The sequence below is a fragment of the Pseudomonas sp. 11/12A genome (assembly GCF_000800055.1).
GTDB lineage: Bacteria > Pseudomonadota > Gammaproteobacteria > Pseudomonadales > Pseudomonadaceae > Aquipseudomonas > Aquipseudomonas mohnii.
The window spans coordinates 4,236,758-4,254,920 of record NZ_JUGV01000001.1 but is presented as its reverse complement, the minus strand read 5'-3'; the positions used below and the strand labels follow the sequence as shown (position 1 = coordinate 4,254,920).

18 protein-coding genes are annotated in these 18,163 nt (G+C 58.0%); 8 read left to right on the top strand and 10 right to left on the bottom strand.

The window, feature by feature from the left end; all coding sequences use genetic code 11:
* Positions 1 to 180 precede the first annotated feature (180 nt).
* From GQ39_RS19555 to GQ39_RS19545, 3 genes are all read right to left on the bottom strand, one after another.
* Complete coding sequence (locus GQ39_RS19555; protein WP_047532714.1) at positions 181 to 936, bottom strand: DeoR/GlpR family transcriptional regulator; 756 nt, start codon at positions 934 to 936, stop codon at positions 181 to 183.
* Between the two features lie 94 nt (positions 937 to 1,030).
* A complete protein-coding gene (glpK, locus tag GQ39_RS19550; RefSeq protein ID WP_047532711.1) occupies positions 1,031 to 2,536 on the bottom strand; it encodes a glycerol kinase GlpK in 1,506 nt (501 codons plus the stop codon).
* A 75-nt stretch (positions 2,537 to 2,611) separates the two neighbouring features.
* A complete protein-coding gene (locus GQ39_RS19545; RefSeq protein ID WP_047532709.1) occupies positions 2,612 to 3,463 on the bottom strand; it encodes an MIP/aquaporin family protein in 852 nt (283 codons plus the stop codon).
* 324 nt (positions 3,464 to 3,787) lie between these two features.
* Here GQ39_RS19545 and ybaK point away from each other — a divergent pair, with 324 nt between their 5' ends.
* Entirely contained in the window at positions 3,788 to 4,258 is a 471-nt protein-coding gene (gene ybaK, locus GQ39_RS19540) for a Cys-tRNA(Pro) deacylase (protein ID WP_047532707.1), read from the top strand.
* Between the two features lie 90 nt (positions 4,259 to 4,348).
* Entirely contained in the window at positions 4,349 to 5,131 is a 783-nt protein-coding gene (locus GQ39_RS19535) for a PhzF family phenazine biosynthesis protein (RefSeq protein ID WP_047532705.1), read from the top strand.
* Between the two features lie 52 nt (positions 5,132 to 5,183).
* On the opposite strand, the gene GQ39_RS19530 is transcribed toward GQ39_RS19535, so the two are convergent.
* Positions 5,184 to 6,293, bottom strand: coding sequence for an ABC transporter ATP-binding protein (locus tag GQ39_RS19530; RefSeq protein WP_047532703.1), 1,110 nt, complete (start codon positions 6,291 to 6,293; stop codon positions 5,184 to 5,186).
* Complete coding sequence (gene argF, locus GQ39_RS19525) at positions 6,290 to 7,210, bottom strand: ornithine carbamoyltransferase (RefSeq protein WP_047532701.1); 921 nt, start codon at positions 7,208 to 7,210, stop codon at positions 6,290 to 6,292. Before argF ends, GQ39_RS19530 begins: the two co-directional genes overlap by 4 nt.
* Positions 7,211 to 7,616: 406 nt before the next feature.
* Between argF and GQ39_RS19520 the strand changes: the two genes are divergently transcribed.
* The 3 genes from GQ39_RS19520 to grxD all read left to right on the top strand — a co-directional run bounded on the left by GQ39_RS19520 (position 7,617) and on the right by grxD (position 10,586).
* Complete coding sequence (locus tag GQ39_RS19520) at positions 7,617 to 7,907, top strand: hypothetical protein (RefSeq protein WP_047532700.1); 291 nt, start codon at positions 7,617 to 7,619, stop codon at positions 7,905 to 7,907.
* Between the two features lie 134 nt (positions 7,908 to 8,041).
* Positions 8,042 to 10,147: a molybdopterin oxidoreductase family protein gene (locus GQ39_RS19515; protein WP_047532698.1), complete on the top strand. Its 2,106-nt coding sequence runs from the start codon at positions 8,042 to 8,044 to the stop codon at positions 10,145 to 10,147.
* Between the two features lie 97 nt (positions 10,148 to 10,244).
* Positions 10,245 to 10,586 (top strand): Grx4 family monothiol glutaredoxin, encoded by a 342-nt coding sequence (gene grxD, locus GQ39_RS19510; RefSeq protein ID WP_047532696.1) that lies wholly within the window; start codon positions 10,245 to 10,247, stop codon positions 10,584 to 10,586.
* A 187-nt stretch (positions 10,587 to 10,773) separates the two neighbouring features.
* On the opposite strand, the gene bfr is transcribed toward grxD, so the two are convergent.
* Together bfr and GQ39_RS31675 are read right to left on the bottom strand one after the other, a co-directional pair.
* Positions 10,774 to 11,250: a bacterioferritin gene (gene bfr / locus GQ39_RS19505; protein ID WP_047532694.1), complete on the bottom strand. Its 477-nt coding sequence runs from the start codon at positions 11,248 to 11,250 to the stop codon at positions 10,774 to 10,776.
* A gap of 198 nt (positions 11,251 to 11,448) precedes the next feature.
* Positions 11,449 to 11,667 carry a bacterioferritin-associated ferredoxin gene (locus tag GQ39_RS31675; RefSeq protein WP_081997943.1) on the bottom strand — a complete coding sequence of 73 codons (219 nt, stop codon included), beginning with the start codon at positions 11,665 to 11,667 and terminating at the stop codon, positions 11,449 to 11,451.
* A gap of 301 nt (positions 11,668 to 11,968) precedes the next feature.
* Between GQ39_RS31675 and GQ39_RS19500 the strand changes: the two genes are divergently transcribed.
* The gene (locus tag GQ39_RS19500; RefSeq protein ID WP_047532691.1) at positions 11,969 to 12,571 is read left to right on the top strand and encodes a peroxiredoxin; all 603 of its coding nucleotides are present in this window, start codon (positions 11,969 to 11,971) and stop codon (positions 12,569 to 12,571) included.
* Between the two features lie 169 nt (positions 12,572 to 12,740).
* Here the strand turns inward: GQ39_RS19500 and rnt are convergent, their stop codons facing one another.
* Positions 12,741 to 13,418 (bottom strand): ribonuclease T, encoded by a 678-nt coding sequence (gene rnt / locus GQ39_RS19495; RefSeq protein WP_047532689.1) that lies wholly within the window; start codon positions 13,416 to 13,418, stop codon positions 12,741 to 12,743.
* Positions 13,415 to 14,461 carry a dihydroorotase gene (gene pyrC, locus GQ39_RS19490; protein WP_047532687.1) on the bottom strand — a complete coding sequence of 349 codons (1,047 nt, stop codon included), beginning with the start codon at positions 14,459 to 14,461 and terminating at the stop codon, positions 13,415 to 13,417. The genes rnt and pyrC overlap by 4 nt, the downstream gene beginning before the upstream one ends.
* A 159-nt stretch (positions 14,462 to 14,620) precedes the next feature.
* On the opposite strand from pyrC, the gene GQ39_RS19485 reads away from it, so the two are divergent.
* Both GQ39_RS19485 and GQ39_RS19480 read left to right on the top strand, forming a co-directional pair.
* Positions 14,621 to 15,526, top strand: a complete 906-nt coding sequence (locus GQ39_RS19485) for a flagellar protein MotY (protein ID WP_047532686.1) — start codon at positions 14,621 to 14,623, stop codon at positions 15,524 to 15,526.
* 129 nt (positions 15,527 to 15,655) lie between these two features.
* Positions 15,656 to 16,873: an argininosuccinate synthase gene (locus GQ39_RS19480; protein WP_020799894.1), complete on the top strand. Its 1,218-nt coding sequence runs from the start codon at positions 15,656 to 15,658 to the stop codon at positions 16,871 to 16,873.
* Between the two features lie 106 nt (positions 16,874 to 16,979).
* Here the strand turns inward: GQ39_RS19480 and GQ39_RS19475 are convergent, their stop codons facing one another.
* Positions 16,980 to 17,717, bottom strand: coding sequence for a hypothetical protein (locus GQ39_RS19475; protein WP_052193625.1), 738 nt, complete (start codon positions 17,715 to 17,717; stop codon positions 16,980 to 16,982).
* Positions 17,718 to 18,163 lie beyond the last annotated feature (446 nt).

The following is an 18,163-nucleotide window of genomic DNA, read 5'->3' as shown; positions in this document are numbered from 1 at the left end:
ATCGAATGGCGATGAAAGGAAAATTTACGAACATTGAGAGTGTAAGCGGACGGCTTTGGTGGCGAGGGAGCTTGCTCCCGTCGCTTTTGTGGCGAGTTCAGTGGGTCTAAATGAACTCAATTGGAGAGGGGCCGCTTCGCAGCCCAGCGGGAGCAAGCTCCCTCGCCACGGGGGATGTGCTTAAACGACTTCCAGTCTGACTTTGTGCTGGCTCAAAAGCTGCGCCAGCGCAGGGGAAGGCTGCTGATCCGTGACCAGACAATCAACCAGGCTGATCGGCCCCAGGCGAATCATGGCGTTGCGCCCGAACTTACTGGAGTCAGCGGCCAGAATCACTTGTCGGGCATTGGCGATGATCGCCTGGGAAACCCGCACTTCCTGATAATCGAAATCCAGCAGGCTGCCGTCTTCATCGATGCCGCTGATGCCAACCAGGGCGAAATCGACCTTGAACTGGTTGATGAAATCGACACTGGCCTGACCGACCACGCCACCGTCACGTCGCACATTGCCCCCGGTCAGCAGGACATCGAAGTCGTCCTTGGCGCTGAGCATCGATGCCACATGCAGGTTGTTGGTGATGATTTTGAGATGGCTGTGGTTGAGCAGCGCCCGGGCAATCGATTCGGTGGTCGTGCCGATATTGATGAACAGCGAGGCGTGATCGGGGATCTGTGCGGCGATGGCTTCGCCGATACGCTGTTTCTCGTCGCGCATCTGATCGGCGCGCATGGCGTAGGCGGTGTTTTCGACGCTGGAGTCGTAGGCTGCGCCGCCGTGGTAGCGGCGCAACAAATTGGCTTCCGCCAGCTGATTGATATCGCGGCGAATGGTCTGCGGTGTAACAACGAACAGCGTGGCCATTTCCTCGATACTGACGTACCCGCGTTCGCGGACCAGTTCGAGAATTTGCTGCTGACGGGGAGGCAGATTCATGGGGCGTCCTTTGGGCTGCCGAGCAAAATTTGCCCATGATGCCGCAGGAATCTCCTCCCGACCAGTTACTCGCGGATACAGTCCTCAGCCTGGCTTATTCAGCCCCTTCGTGCGGCTCCCAATCGCGGGTGCGGCTGACGGCTTTTTTCCAGCCGGCGTAGAGTTTTTCCTTCGCCGCTTCGTCCAGCGCCGGTTCGAACTTGCGTTCAATAACCGCCTTGCCGCGCAGTTCTTCCAGGCTGCCCCAGAAGCCGCAGGCCAAGCCTGCCAGGTACGCGGCACCCAGTGCGGTGGTCTCGCGCATTTGCGGGCGCTCTACCTGCGTGCCGAGGATGTCGGCCTGGAACTGCATGAGGAAGTTGTTCGCCACGGCGCCGCCGTCCACGCGCAGGGCCTTGAGGCGTTCGCCGGCGTCTTGCTGCATGGCGTCGAGTACGTCGCGGGTCTGGTAGGCAATCGACTCCAGTGCTGCACGAATGATGTGATCCACACGGACGCCGCGGGTCAGGCCGAACAATGCGCCACGGGCGTAGGGGTCCCAGTACGGCGCGCCCAGTCCGGTGAACGCCGGTACCAGGTACACGCCGTTACTGTCCTTGACCTTGTTGGCGAAGTATTCGGTGTCGTGGGCGTCGTTGATGATTTTCAGCTCATCGCGCAACCACTGGACGGTGGAGCCGCCATTGAACACGGCGCCTTCCAGGGCGTAGGCCACTTCACCGCGCGGACCGCACGCGATGGTGGTGAGCATGCCGTGTCTGGACTTCACGGCTTTGTCGCCGGTGTTCATCAGCAGGAAGCAGCCGGTGCCGTAGGTGTTCTTGGCCTGACCTGCTTCAACGCACATCTGGCCGAACAGCGCCGCTTGCTGGTCGCCGGCGATCCCGCCGATGGCGATGCCGCTTTTGGTATGGCCGTAGATCTGCGACGACGATTTCACCTGGGGCAGCATTTCCCGCGGGATGTCCAGCACCTCCAGCATCTTCGCGTCCCACTCCAGGGTGTGGATGTTGAAGAGCATGGTGCGCGAGGCATTGGTGTAGTCGGTGACGTGGACCTTGCCGCCGGTAAATTTCCAGATCAGCCAGCTGTCGACGGTGCCGAACAACAACTCGCCGTTGCGCGCGCGTTCACGGCTGCCTTCGACGTGATCAAGGATCCACTTGAGCTTGGTGCCGGAGAAATAGGGGTCGGTCACCAGACCCGTGGTCTCGCTGATGTATTGCTCGTGGCCATCACGCTTGAGCTGCTGGCAGATCTCGGTGCTGCGGCGGCACTGCCAGACGATTGCGTTATAAATCGGTCGACCGGTGTTCTTGTCCCAGACCACGGTGGTTTCACGTTGGTTGGTGATGCCGATGGCTGCGACCTGATCGTGATGCAGGCCGGCCTGAGCCAGGGCCTCGACCATCACGGCGCTTTGGGTGGCGAAGATTTCCATCGGGTCGTGTTCGACCCAGCCCGCTTGCGGGTAATGCTGGGCGAATTCGCGCTGTGCGGTGCAGACCACGTTGGCGTCACGGTCGAAGATGATCGCGCGGGAGCTGGTCGTACCCTGATCGAGGGCAATGATGTAGTTCTTATTCTGTGTGTCGGTCATGTCGATTGCCTTGGACGAAATAAGGGAATGAGGTCTGGCGCGCGATTGAATGGGCAGAATCACGTGCCAACGGTATCAAGAAATTCTTGGTTTGCCGTCAATGGCCGGTGCTGTGTCCTTTGTAGCAGGTGCGACGCTGGGCAGATGGCGGGCAATAACGCCGCGATAGGCTGCGGCGCCGAGGCAGGCCCCGATAATCGGTGCGAAAACCGGAACCAGGAAGTACGGGATATCACGCCCGCCGGTGAAAGAAATGTCACCCCAGCCAGCGAAGAACGTCATCAATTTAGGGCCGAAATCACGGGCGGGGTTCATGGCGAAACCGGTCAGCGGTCCCATCGAACTGCCGATCACCGCGATCAGCAAACCAATCAGGATTGGCGCCAGCGGTCCGTTCGGCAGGCCATTGTTGTCGTCCGTCAGGGACATGATCACGCCCATCAAAATGGCGGTGATGATCACCTCGACCAGAAAGGCCTGTGAGGTGGACAGGCTCGGATTGGGAAAGGTGGAGAACACCGACGCCAATTCAAGGCTGGCTTTAGTGCCGCGAACCATATGATGAGTTTGTTCGAAATCGAAGAATAGATTGCTGTATAGCGTGTAAACCAACAAGGCGCCACAAAAGGCACCCGCCACTTGGGCCAGGATGTAAAACGGCAGTTTGCGCTTTTCGAAGTCGGCGAAAATGCTCAGTGCGATGCTGACGGCAGGGTTGAGATGAGCGCCGGAAACTCCGGCGGTCAAGTAAATCGCCATGCTTACACCGATCCCCCAGATGATGCTGATTTCCCACAGACCAAAGCTGGCGCCCGCGACTTTGAGGGCGGCGACGCAACCCGTACCAAAAAAGATCAGCAGCGCAGTGCCCAGGAATTCGGCCATGCACTGGCTCGAGAGTGATGGTTGTTGTAAAGCGGTTGTCATCGAAACCTCATTTTTTATTGTCTGGCGCTTTTTTTTCATCATGATCAAAGCGCGTTTTTCACCGGGTCAGGATCCCCATCCAGTGCCCGGTTTGTGGCTAGGTGCTGCGGTAGGACATTTTGTGCAGTTTCAAAAACGAAAAAATATAGACAAGAAACACTGCTGTCAAAGGTCGAAAGTGAACCATCAGTCAGAATGCAACTATTCGTCGCATGAATGACCTATTGATTGAATGGACGGAAGGGCACGCCATAGAGCCTTTTGTTAACCAATGTCCTAGAATCCCGCCCAATATTTTCTACTGCCGCCAAGTCTGGAGCTGTCATGACCCCCGCATTGGATTTGTTGAAAAAAGTTCGGGCCGAACACCGAGTACACAGCTATGAGCATGACCCGAAGGCCGCTTCCTATGGGCTGGAGGCGGCGGAGAAACTCGGGCTCGACCCTGCGCAGGTGTTCAAGACCTTGCTGGCAGCCAGTGAGAAAGGAGAGTTGCTGGTCGCGGTAGTGCCGGTTGCGGGCACCTTGGACTTGAAGGCCCTGGCTCACGCGGCCGGGGTGAAAAAGGTCGAAATGGCCGACCCGGCGGCGGCGCAGCGTTCAACCGGTTATCTGTTGGGTGGGATCAGCCCGTTGGGGCAGAAGAAGCGCTTGCGCACGTTTATCGATAATTCGGCTCAGCCTTTTGCGAGCATTTTTGTCAGCGCAGGTCGACGCGGTCTGGAAGTTGAATTGGCCCCTGCCGTGCTCGCCGAACACACCCAGGCGACGTTCGCTGACATCGGGCGTGCCTGAGCCGCTGTATGGCGAAAATTAGCCTGCACTGTCACTGGTGCAGCGTTTTCGGCCGCTGCATGCTCAAGGGCAAAACACAAGGAGACGGTTATGCAGCTTGAGTTTCACCAGGTCGATGCGTTCAGTGATCGGCCATTTGGCGGCAACCCGGCAATGGTTTACCGGCTCGATGCCTGGCTCGCCGATGAATTGATGCAGAAAATCGCCGCGGAGCACAATCTCGCTGAAACGGCTTTCGTGGTGCGTGAAGGGCAGGGTTGGCACATCCGCTGGTTCACTCCGACCACCGAGGTTCCATTGTGCGGTCATGCAACGCTGGCCAGCGCTTATGTATTGTTTGAAATCTATAAAGAGCCGGTCGAGCGTCTGGACTTCACCTGTCAATCCGGTCCGCTGAGTGTGAGCCGCGACGGTGGGCGCCTGTGGCTGGACTTTCCGGCGATCGTTCCTTCGGAAATAGGTGTGAGCCTGGATGTCGAGCGCGCCCTGGGCGTGGAAGCCATCGATGTGCTGGGTTCGAATGAGCTGTTCGTGGTGCTGGGGTCCGAGCAGGCGGTGCTCGACTGCAAGCCTGACATGGTTGCCCTGGCGAAGCTGCCCTGGCTGGGGGCGATCGTGACCGCCCGGGGCACTCAGCACGATTTCGTGTCGCGCTATTTCGCTCCGGCCATTGGCATCAATGAAGATCCTGTGACCGGGTCGACCCATTGCTGCCTGATTCCGTACTGGTCGGCGCGGTTGGGCAAGTCGAACCTGACGGCTTATCAATGTTCGGCGCGGGGCGGAGAGTTGTTCTGCCGATTGGAGGGGGAGCGGGTGAAGATCGGTGGGAATGCGACGCTGGTGGCGAGCGGAACGTTGAGGCTGGGTTAAACCGATTCCTTTGTGGGAACGAGCTTGCTCGCTCCCACAGGGATTGTGTTTCTCAGTGAGTAGCGCTGTACCGCCGGACACCGGATTCGACGACCGGAATCTGTGCCGCCGTGCTGCCGTAAGCCTGGAACAGCACCAGGTGTTCCGCCGCAACCCGAATGCCCACCTCCACACCCGCCTGATGATCGACATGGCTGGGGAAGATCGACTCCAGTTGCGCGCCCGTCGCCAGTTGCAGGCGATACAAGGTCGATGCGCCAAGGAACGTCTTGCCAACGATCCGCGCCTTCAGCGCGCTGTCCGGGGCATAGACGATATCGTCCGGACGCAACAACACATCCACTGCACCACCGACTGGCAAAGTGTAGGCACGGTTGCCGCGCAACACGCCCAATTCGGTCTGCACCGACTCAGGACTGCTCAGTTGGCCACGAATGAAGTAACCCTGGCCGATGAAGCTGGCCACAAAGGGTGTCAGCGGTTCGTGATAGAGGTTGTAGGGCGTATCCCACTGCTCCAGCCGACCTTCCTTGAACACGCCAACGTGATCACTGACGGCGAATGCTTCTTCCTGATCGTGGGTCACCAGAATCGCACTGGTGCCGCGGGCCTTGAGGATGTCACGAACCTCATGGCTGAGCTTGCGGCGCAATTCACCATCGAGATTGGAAAACGGTTCGTCGAGCAGTAGCAGCTGCGGCTCCGGCGCCAGGGCGCGGGCCAGGGCGACACGTTGCTGTTGGCCACCGGAAAGCTCATGGGGGAAGCGCTTGCCGAGGTTTTTCAGGTTGACCAGTTCCAGCAGCTCTTCGGTGACGCGATCCTTTTGCGGGTGCTTGCGGATCCCGAAGGCAATGTTGTCGGCCACGCTCAAATGGGGAAACAGCGCGTAGTCCTGAAACACCATTCCGATGCGGCGCTTCTCCGGTGCAAGGGTGAAGCCTGCACTGGAAATCGTTTCGCCCGCGAGCTGGATGTCACCTTCGTGCACCGGTTCGAAACCGGCAATCGCACGCAGGGTGGTGGTCTTGCCGCAGCCCGAAGAGCCGAGCAGGCAACCGATGTCGCCCGCATTCAAATGCAGGTTGAGGTTCTGCACGACCCGCTGGTCTTGATAGCCGCAGGCGAGGTTGCGCAGGTTAAGCAGGAGTGGCTGACTCATGCGTGGTGGTACGAAGGCGGAACGAGAAATTCGAGCAGGGCCTTTTGCGCGTGAAGACGGTTTTCAGCCTGGTCCCACGCGACCGAGCGCGGGTCGTCGAGCAGATCCACACTGATTTCTTCGCCCCGGTGCGCGGGCAGGCAGTGCATGAACAGAACGTCGGGGGCAGCCAGGTCAAGCAGGGCACGATTGACCTGGTATGGCGCGAACAGCTCTAGACGCTTGGCGGTTTCCTCTTCCTGGCCCATGGAGGTCCAGACATCGGTGCTCACCAGATGCGCGCCGCGTACGGCATCTTTCGGATCACGCACGATGGTTACCCGATCGCCGGCCTGGGCCAGAAACTCCGGGTTCGGCTCGTAGCCTTCCGGGCAGGCGACGCGCAACTGGAAGTCGAACTGGATCGCCGCTTCTATATAGCTGTTGCACATGTTGTTGCCGTCACCGATCCAGGCCACGGTCTTGCCCTGGATGGCGCCGCGGTGTTCGAGGAAGGTCTGCATGTCGGCCAGCAACTGGCACGGGTGCAAATCGTCGGACAGGCCGTTGATCAGCGGCACGCGCGAATTGGCGGCGAATTGGGTCAGGGTGCTGTGGGAAAACGTGCGGATCATCACCGCATCGAGCATGCTCGACATGACGATGGCAGCATCACTGATCGGCTCGCCACGGCCCAGTTGGGTGTCGCGTGGCGACAGGAAGATCGCCTGGCCACCGAGCTGGATCATGCCGGCTTCGAAGGAAATGCGGGTGCGGGTCGAGGATTTTTCGAAAATCATCCCGAGCACGCGATTTTTCAGGGGCTCGAACAGTACGCCGCGGTTACGCAGGTCCTTGAGCTCAACGCCTCGACGGATCACGCTGACCAGCTCTTCGGGCGTGCAATCCATCAGGGAGAGAAAGTGCCTTGCGCTCATCATTGACTACCTTTTTGCTACAAACCGCAGATGCTCAAAGCCTTGTTTAACGGAACAACGGGCGAGACCTGCGGCGTAAGCCGCACGGGGCGACGAAATAAGGGAAGGCGCGATCTTATAATTAAATGTCGCGTCTTACCAATAGGGCTACGGTTTTTAGGGGATTTCAGAGGGGCTACGGGTTCACCGCAGTAGCGCTTTTGAAGCCTGTTTCCTGACAGTAGCCGGGTCTTTGTACACCGGCCCCGCTCAGCTTGGCAATCGAGCGAGGCGTTGGCGGTGTTTTGTGGTCGGTTTTCTGACCTGTTGTTTGCAGGCTTCGTGCACAGCGCTGCCAATTTGAAACATTTGCTAACGCAAGGTGCTGGGGTATAAATAAATCACGAGTGATGCAGGAAGCCTTGGGATGGAATCAAAAGAACAGCAGTTGATGGAATTGCTCGGCCTGACGGCCCGCTCCCTGACTCACCTGACCGCCTCGATGACCTCGATGTCCTTCGAACTCTTGCGAAGTGACGACAAAGTGACCCGGGAAGCCGCGCGACGCATGATCGACCGCATGGTTACCATCAGCGCCGGGCTGGACGAGCATTGGCGCCTGATCGGCGAACTGACCGGAGTGCAGGCAGCCCACGAACCGATCGAAACCCTCCAGCAGCTTCAGTCGCAGGTGCCGCCCGGGCTGCCATCGAGCTGATCGGCAGCCGCCATCGGTTGGCCTGATGGCCACCAATTCACAAGACGAACGTCGCTGGCGCGCTGGCGGGGCAGGCGCCATAGTTTTGTTCCCGCGGCCGACATTGCCCGCCCAGAACAAGACAGAGACTGGCCATGACCAAGACTCTCCATCACCGTGCGTGCCACCTGTGTGAAGCCATCTGCGGCCTGACCATCGAAACCACCGAGCTCGAAGGCCGTGTGCAGATCACCTCGATCAAGGGCGATCCGCTGGATACGTTCAGCCGTGGGCATATCTGCCCCAAGGCTGTCGCCCTGCAGGACATTCAGAACGACCCGGACCGCCTGCATCAACCCATGTTACGCGTGGGCAGCGAATGGCAGCCCATCGAGTGGCAGGACGCTTTCAACCTTGTGGCCGAACGCCTGGCGGCGATTCAGGAGCGTCATGGGCAAAACGCGGTGGCGGTCTATCAAGGCAACCCCAGCGTGCACAACTATGGACTGATGACCCACAGCAATTACTTCCTCGGTCTGTTGAAAACCCGCAACCGGTTTTCCGCGACGTCGGTCGATCAATTGCCCCATCACCTGACCAGTCATTTGATGTATGGCCACGGTCTGTTGCTGCCGATCCCGGACATCGATCACACCGACTTCATGCTGATCCTCGGCGGCAATCCGCTGGCGTCCAACGGCAGCATCATGACCGTACCGGATGTGGAAAAACGCCTGAAGGCGATCCAGGCCCGGGGCGGCAAAGTGGTGGTGGTCGACCCGCGCCGCAGCGAAACGGCGGCGATCGCCGACCAGCATCTGTTCGTGCGCCCAGGTGGCGATGCAGCCTTGCTGTTCGGCTTGCTCAATACCTTGTTTGCCGAGGGCTTGACCCGCGACAGTCATCTGCCCGTGGAGGGGCTGGAGGATGTGCGCGAGGCTGTCGCCGCTTTCACCGCCGAGGCCATGAGCCCGTTGTGCGCGGTGCCGGCCGAGCAGATCCGCCAGTTGGCGCGGGACTTCGCCGCAGCGCCAAGCGCGGTTTGCTACGGCCGCATGGGCGTCTCGACCCAAGCGTTCGGCACGCTGTGCCACTGGGTTGTGCAGTTGATCAATCTGGTCACCGGTAACCTCGATCGCGTCGGGGGCGCGATGTGCACTGAGCCGGCGGTGGACCTGGTGGCCTCCACATCGGGTGGACACTTCAATCTGTGGCAGAGCCGTGTGTCGGGGCGCCCAGAATATGCTGGCGAGTTGCCCGTGTCGGCGCTGGCCGAGGAGATGCTGACCGAGGGAGAAGGGCAGGTCCGTGCGCTGATCACCGTGGCGGGCAATCCGGTATTGTCCACGCCCAATGGCCGACAACTGGAACAGGCGCTGGACGGGCTGGAGTTCATGGTCAGCGTCGATTTGTACATCAATGAAACCACTCGATATGCCGACCTGATCCTGCCATCCACCTCGGCGCTGGAAAATGACCACTACGACACCACGTTCAATATGTTTGCGGTGCGTAACGTCAGTCGTTTCAATCGCGCAATCCTGGCCAAGCCCGAAGGCGCGCTGCATGACTGGGAGATTTTCGTCGGGCTGGCCAAGGCCTTCGCCGCGAAAACCGGCAAGGAGTTGAAACCGACCATGGCGCCGGCGCAGATGATCGATCGCGGTTTGCGCATGGGGTCGTATGGCGATGCCTCGGAACACAAACTGTCTTTGGCAACGCTGTTCGATCATCCCCATGGGGTCGATCTTGGGGCGCTGAAACCCAATCTGGCGCCACGTCTGAAAACCGCCAACCAGAGTGTACAGGCCGCTCCCGCAGTGATCCTCGCCGACCTGGCGCGCTTTGCGGCACTGCAGGCACCGGCCGCCGATGAATTGTTGATGATTGGTCGTCGGCATGTGCGCAGCAACAATTCGTGGATGCACAACTATCACCGTCTGGTGAAGGGCAAGCCGCGTCATCAGTTGCTGATGCATCCGGATGACCTGGCCAGTCGCGGCTTGAACGACGGGCAGCGGGTGCGGGTCAGCTCCCGGGTCGGCACGATCGAAGTTGAAGTGCTTGGCAGCCTGGATATGATGAAAGGTGTGGTCAGCCTTCCGCACGGTTGGGGCCATGCGCGACCCGGTGTGCAAATGACCATTGCCAGCGGCCAGCCAGGCTCCAGCGCCAACGACCTGACGGATGAGTGTCAACTCGATGAGTTGTCGGGCAATGCGGCGTTGAACGGTGTTCCGGTGACCGTGGCGGCGGCCTGATCGTATCTGACGGAGAGACCGAGCAGGGTGCTCGGCTTTCCGTTACAATGCGCCACCGTGCCGACCCATGAGTCGGAAAGTTCAGCCGAGGTGCTCCATGGATATCATCGAAACGATTAAAGAGCAGATTGCCAACAACACCATTCTGCTTTACATGAAAGGCTCGCCGAATGCCCCGCAGTGTGGCTTCTCCGCGAAAGCCGCGCAGGCCGTGATGGCGTGTGGTGAAAAGTTTGCGTACGTGGACATCCTGCAAAACCCGGAAATCCGCGCCAACCTGCCAAAATACGCCAACTGGCCAACCTTCCCGCAACTGTGGGTGGCGGGTGAGCTGGTTGGCGGTAGCGACATCATGACCGAGATGTCCGCTGATGGTTCGCTGCAGGCGCTGATCAAGGACGCTGCTGCCAAGGCTGCTGCTCAGAAGACCGAAGCCTGATTCGCTTCCTGTAGGAGCGAGCCCGCTCGCGATGGGCTAAAGAGCGCTGTGGGGAACCAGGTTCCCCGCGTTATCGTTAACGACCATCGCAAGCAAGCTCAGCTCCTGCAAGAGCAAGTACAAAAAAGCCCCGCCTCCTTGAAAGAGAGCGGGGCTTTTTATTGCATCGAGATCAATGGCGTAGAACTTACTCGTCGTCGCCCATCTGCGATTGCAGGTAGTTCTCGATACCAATCTTGTCGATCAGGCCAAGTTGAGTTTCCAGCCAGTCGATATGTTCTTCTTCCGACTCAAGGATATCTTCAAGCAGTTCACGGCTGCCGAAGTCACCCACTGTTTCGCAATGAGCAATGGCCACCTTGAGGTCGGCATGACCGGTGCGTTCGATGCGCAGGTCGCACTCAAGCATTTCCTTGGTGTGTTCGCCGATGTGCAGCTTGCCCAGGTCCTGAACGTTCGGCAGGCCCTCCAGGAACAGGATGCGCTTGATCAGCTTGTCCGCGTGCTTCATCTCGTCAATGGATTCGTCGTACTCGTGCTTGCCGAGTTTGTTCAGGCCCCAATCCTCATACATGCGTGCATGCAGAAAGTACTGATTGATCGCGACCAGCTCATTGCCAAGGATTTTGTTGAGATGCTGGATGACTGTTACGTCGCCTTTCATGATGGGGTCCTGCCCTTTATTAGCTATCAATAAGTCGGAGTTTGAGCTGCACACTTAATAGTGTCAAACCTAAGTTATTGAAACTTATATGAAAATTAATAGGAATAAGAATGTTTGTGTTCCGCGTCTGGAACATAAGCGATTGATTTGCGGGCATAAAAAAACCGGACAGGCGTCCGGTTTTTTGAAATACGGTAATTATGCTGCTGTAAATTCTGCTGGAAAAGGAATCGCTGCCTGGGCCGTTTGCAGTTTCGTCAGGGTCTCACGTACCACTTCCTTGGCGAGGCAGGCACATTTGCCGCATTGACCGGCAACGCCGGTAGCCTGGCGGACTTCCTTGTAGCTGCAGCATCCTTCATAGATCGCATCGCGGATTTGGCCGTCGGTGACGCCAGTGCAGAGGCAAACATACATAAGTGAAGACCGTCGCTTGTTTATGCTCGAATGCCGTGGATCTTAATGTTAACGAGAATGATTGTCAAAGTGCTTTATGAGCGCTTTTCCCGGTACTGACGAACGGTTGCTTCCACGACGGGTGAAACGAAATCCGGCCTGGCGTTTTCAGGCATCGAGGGAAAAACCGTTGAGGACAGGTCAAACACGCAGTGTATGATGGTCGGTCTTTCCGAAACGGGTTTGTGTCACAGGGCTGTCGCCTGAGGGTGGCAGGCTGGCACCAACCTTGTTTTTACGTTTCTACACCAGGAGATATCCAATGAGCGTACTCGTAGGCAAACAAGCCCCTGACTTCACCGTACCGGCCGTACTCGGCAATGGCGAAATCGTTGACAGCTTCACCCTGTCTTCGGCCATCAAAGGCAAATACGGCCTGGTGTTCTTCTACCCGCTGGACTTCACCTTCGTTTGCCCGTCCGAGCTGATCGCTCTGGACCACCGCCTGGCTGACTTCAAGGCGCGCAACGTGGAAGTGGTTGCTGTGTCGATCGACTCGCACTTCACCCACAACGCATGGCGCAACACCCCGGTGAACAACGGCGGTATTGGCCAGGTGGGTTACACCATGGCTGCCGACATCAAGCAGGAAATCATGAAGGCCTACGACGTTCAGTCCGCTGACGGCGTTGCTTTCCGTGGCGCGTTCCTGATCGACGACAAAGGCGTTGTTCGCTCGCAGATCGTCAACGACCTGCCACTGGGCCGTAACATGGAAGAGCTGATCCGTCTGGTCGACGCTCTGCAATTCCACGAAGAGCACGGCGAAGTTTGCCCTGCCAACTGGAAAAAAGGCGACAAAGGCATGAACGCTTCGCCAGAAGGCGTTGCGGCTTACCTGACTGAGCACGCTGCTGCGCTGTAAGGCACGTTCCAGGTACAAAAAAACCGGCCTTCGAGGCCGGTTTTTTTATGGGTGTTTTTTATGCTCTCTGTTGGAGCGAGCCTGCTAGCGATGAACGCTGGATACCGCAGAGAGCCAGATCCCCCGCGTTATCGTTGACCACTATCGCGAGCAGGCTCGCTCCTACAGGTCAATCGTCGAAATCTTCCCAGCCGCCCATCTGTTTCCAGCGGTTGACGATGCCGCAGAACAGCTCGGCCGTCTTCTCGGTGTCGTAGCGAGCCGAGTGAGCCTCGCGACCATCGAAGTCGATATCGGCTGCCTGACAGGCCTTGGCCAGCACGGTTTGGCCGTAAGCCAGACCGGCCAGGGTCGCGGTATCGAAACTGGAGAACGGGTGAAACGGATTGCGCTTCATGTCCAGGCGCGCAACCGCGGCGTTGAGGAAGCCCAAGTCGAAGCTGCTGTTGTGCCCGACCAGGATCGCCCGTTTGCATCCATTGGCCTTGAGGGCCTTGCGTACGCCACGGAAGATGTCGTTCAGGGCTGTTTCTTCACTCACGGCCATGCGCAACGGGTGATCGAGCTTGATCCCGGTGAATTCCAGGGCGGCGGCTTCGATGTTCGCGCCTTCGAACGGCTCGACACGGAAGAAGTAGGTGTGATCCGGGTACACAAACCCCTTTTCATCCATGGCGATGGTGGTCGCGGCAATTTCCAGCAGGGCGTCGGTGGCCGAGTTGAAACCACCGGTTTCTACGTCGACGACAACGGGCAGGTAACCACGAAACCTGGCAGCCATTGGATGACGGGGACCGCCTCCGCCGCCATGACCTTCCTGTTCGTCGTCGAAATGCTCTTCACTCACGCGTGTTCCTCCAGCAGGCGCCAGCGCAGTTTTTCACCGGCGCGCAGCGGGATAACGGTCAGCTCGCCAAACGGCAGGCTGGTGGGGGCGGTCCATTCTTCGCGGACCAGGGTGATGCGATCGGTGTTCGCCGGCAGGCCATAGAAACGCGGGCCGTTGAGGCTGGCGAAGGCTTCCAGCTTGTCCAGCGCATTGCGCTGTTCGAAGGCTTCGGCATACAACTCGATCGCGGCATAGGCGGTGTAGCAGCCAGCGCAGCCACAAGCGGCTTCTTTGGCATGCTGGGCGTGGGGCGCCGAGTCTGTGCCGAGGAAGAACTTCTCGCTGCCGCTGGTGGCGGCGTCGAGCAGGGCTTCCTGGTGCGTATTGCGCTTGAGGATCGGCAGGCAGTAGAAGTGCGGACGAATCCCGCCCACCAGCATGTGGTTGCGGTTGTATAGCAGGTGATGCGCTGTGATGGTCGCGCCCACGTTGGCCGAAGCCGAGTTGACGAACTGCACGGCGTCGGTGGTCGTGATGTGTTCGAACACCACTTTCAGGGTCGGGAAACGCTCGACCACACGGCGCATGTGCTCATCGATGAAGATTTTTTCGCGGTCGAATACATCGACATCGCCACGGGTGACTTCGCCGTGGATCAACAAGGGCATTCCGACTTCGGCCATGGCCTCCAGTGCGGGAAAGATCTTGTCGATGCTGGTGACGCCAGAGTCCGAGTTGGTGGTCGCGCCGGCCGGGTACAGCTTGGCGGCGTGGACGAAACCGCAGGCCTTGGCCTCGCGAATTTCTTCAGGCTGGGTGCGGTCGGTCAGGTACAGGACCATCAGCGGTTCGAAATGGCTGCCGGCCGGGCGAGCAGCGAGAATCCGCTGGCGATAGCCGTCGGCCTCAGCCGCATTACGGACCGGCGGAACCAGGTTGGGCATGATGATGGCGCGACCAAAGGTGCGCGCAACATCCGCAACGGTATTGGTCAACACGGCACCATCGCGAAGATGAATGTGCCAGTCGTCGGGACGCAGCAGGGTCAGGCGGTCGGACATGAGGGGATTCCAGGCGGGTCAAACTGAGGGGAATGCTACCGGAAAAGACTCTTGCAGGCACTCGCTATCAAGTTTTACGGGAAGCTTCCGATATCCAACAGGTATGCCGTAAACATATGTGTGTCGGTCTTTTTGTTGTAGAAGCCAGTGGAGCCTCCCGTGCGCCAGCGTTATTTAGCCTTGCTCAGTGTGTTTGCCAGCCTTCCTGCGATGGCGCTCACTTTCCAGACCCGACTGGAGAGCATCGAGTGGACGGTCGAAGGTGACAAGTTCGAATGCAGACTGACCCAGCCGATCACTGATTTTGGCTCGGGACAATTCGTGCGCCGTGCTGGCGAGCAGGCGACGTTTCGTCTGAATGCCTACAACGCCATGATGGGGGGCGGGTCGGCCACCTTGCTGGCGGCGGCGGCGCCGTGGCAACCGGGGCGGGGCGATATCAACCTGGGTTCGGTGAGAATCGGCAGCGGCAATGTGCTGTTCAACAGTTCGCAGGTGCAGGCGGGGCGATTGATCAGTGGCCTGATGGACGGACGCAGCCCTGTGATCCGGCATTCTTCGGGGGATGGGCGTGTGTCGGAAGTGCGGTTGCTTCCGGTCAAGTTCAGCAAGGCGTTTGCCGACTATCAGGGTTGCGTGGCGAAGTTGTTGCCGCAGAACTTCGAGCAGGTGAAACAATCCGAAGTCGGTTTCCCTGGTGGCGGTATCGACCTGGATGCGGCGGCGAAAGCCAAGCTGCAGGTGATGCTGGAGTACATGAAGGCCGATCCGACGGTCAATCACATCGAGCTCGACGGTCATTCCGACAACAGCGGCAACCGCCTGACCAACCGTGACCTGTCACGGCGCCGGGCCCTGGCGGTCATGGAATTCTTCAAGGCCAATGGCATTCAGGAATCGCAGGTCACCATGCGCTTCCACGGTGAGCGTTACCCACTGGCACCCAATACAAACAATGCCAATCGGGCCAAGAACCGTCGGGTCGCCGTTCGCCTGGAACGCGGAGCTCCGCCAGAGCAGGTGGCCCCGCAAGCCACGAAGCCATCCACATCGGCGACCTCCTGACTCGCCGGTCATCGTCGCGCTCTCAACATAATCTGTCGCTTCGTCGTCATAAGCTGTCGCGCCTCTGTAAATTATCCTGCATGAGCGGTAGACTTCCCGGCTTTCCGTAGAACCCCGTGGAGTGATGGCATGGCGGACGTAAACAAGGTCGTTCTGGCGTATTCCGGCGGCCTGGACACTTCGGTGATCCTCAAGTGGCTGCAGGATACTTATAACTGTGAAGTGGTGACCTTCACCGCTGACCTGGGTCAGGGCGAAGAGGTCGAACCGGCACGCGCCAAGGCTCAGGCCATGGGCGTGAAAGAGATCTACATCGACGACTTGCGCGAAGAGTTCGTGCGCGATTTCGTTTTCCCGATGTTCCGCGCCAACACCGTTTACGAAGGCGAGTACCTGCTGGGTACTTCCATCGCTCGTCCGTTGATCGCCAAACGCCTGATCGAAATCGCCAACGAAACCGGCGCAGACGCCATTTCCCACGGCGCTACCGGCAAGGGCAACGACCAGGTTCGTTTCGAACTGGGCGCCTATGCCTTGAAACCAGGTGTGAAAGTGATTGCCCCTTGGCGCGAGTGGGACCTGCTGTCCCGCGAGAAGCTGATGGACTACGCCGAGAAGCATGCAATCCCGATCGAGCGTCACGGCAAGAAGAAATCCCCGTACTCGATGGATGCCAACCTGCTGCACATCTCCTATGAAGGCGGCGTGCTGGAAGACACCTGGACCGAGCACGAAGAAGACATGTGGCGTTGGACCGTCTCCCCGGAGAAGGCGCCTGACAAGCCGCAGTATCTGGAATTGACCTACCGCAACGGCGACATCGTCGCACTGGACGGCGTCGAAATGACCCCGGCTACCGTGCTGGCGACGTTGAACCGTATCGGTGGCGAACACGGCATCGGCCGTCTGGACATCGTCGAGAACCGTTACGTGGGCATGAAGTCCCGTGGCTGCTACGAGACACCTGGCGGCACCATCATGCTGCGCGCCCACCGTGCGATCGAATCGATCACCCTGGACCGCGAAGTGGCTCACCTCAAGGACGAGTTGATGCCGAAGTACGCCAGCCTGATCTACACCGGCTACTGGTGGAGCCCAGAGCGTCTGATGCTGCAGCAGATGATCGACGCTTCCCAGGCTCACGTGAATGGCGTTGTGCGCCTGAAGCTGTACAAGGGCAATGTGATCGTGACCGGTCGCAAGTCCGACGAGTCGTTGTTCGACGCCAACATCGCGACCTTCGAGGAAGATGGCGGCGCCTACAATCAGGCCGACGCGGCAGGTTTCATCAAGCTCAACGCATTGCGCATGCGCATTGCTGCGAACAAGGGCCGGAAGCTTTTCTGAGACCTTTGAGCGGGTAAGGAACTTGTGGCCTCGTCATCGACGAGGCCACAAGCCCGAAATAGTGTTTATCTGGTCCTTCGACATCGCGATTTTCTTGTCACCCTCTTTATCTACAATCTGTCTCCCTCTGATATTTCCCGCACGTCTCTGATATCGATTGGCCGCTATGGTCAATGACCGTCACCTCATGTGTGTTCAAATTGTAAGCAGCGCAACATGTGGCGCTATGGCGCTTGCGCGTCAGCTTGGAATGTTTGATTGCACAGTTTTTCAGTATGGCCTCCGATTCTGCGCAGGTGAGAAACAAAATCACGTGTGCCTGCCTGTCCCGTGGCCTCTCGATATTCTCCAATAAAGCGCTGAACTCGATTTTTTTGCTCAGGCAGCGTGCATCAATGATGCATAACTCCTTGAGCAGCGCGGTCATTCGGATGTGATGTTCAACCGAGGGCAGATCCTGCAAGCCTGGGTCTACGAGCGAGGCCTGAGCGGCGCAGGGGGGCGAAGCGGATCGCCCGGCATCCACTGGCTTATGCCGTTCAGTATGTTCGCTTGACGTCGTTGAGTGGCTGTTTTCCGGATGCTTGGGCTTGTCCAGCACTTTTATGAAGTGCTTTCCCTTGTCAAAATCCGAAGGCGCATACAGCGAGCGATAATTAAAGTTGAGTGTGACGAAGAATAGAAGCAGTAAATAAAAGGGGAAGCTGATCAGGAACCATATGTATATTTCTCTTTCCTTATTGTCCAGAAAGGGTAGAGAAATCGCTGCGGATGTTTCAGAAAGTGTTGCGAATATCGCGATAACGGTCATGGGGTTGGTGATTCTTTTTTTGAGTTTTGTCATGTCTTTCACTCATATTTAATTTGTCTTTTCTCGGTGGGTTAATAGATATTTTAGTTTGGTGTTGTTAATGATTTGGATTTGTATAGGAAGTATATCCATTTTAATGTGTGTGAGCGTTGTGTTGATTTAATTTGGCTTGGCTGGAAGTGGGTTTTAAATTGTGTCTTTGTAATGATTGTTTGTCAGGTTTTCTTCGCTGTAAGAGTAAGTGGATACGTGGTGTGTGATATTTCTGGTATGAATATAAGTGCGGAAAATATCGGTTACTTTTTGGCCGTGGTTGAGTGGGCTGTATCAGCCAGACTGCGATGGCTCCGATTTTTTGCTCAACTTTTTTGTCGTAAATTGATACGAAAAACCGTTGAGAATTGAATTGTCTTCCCGTGGGTTTCGTTTTCGATGCCTTGCTGAGACGGTTTTTTTGTAAGACTAATCCGCGATATTTG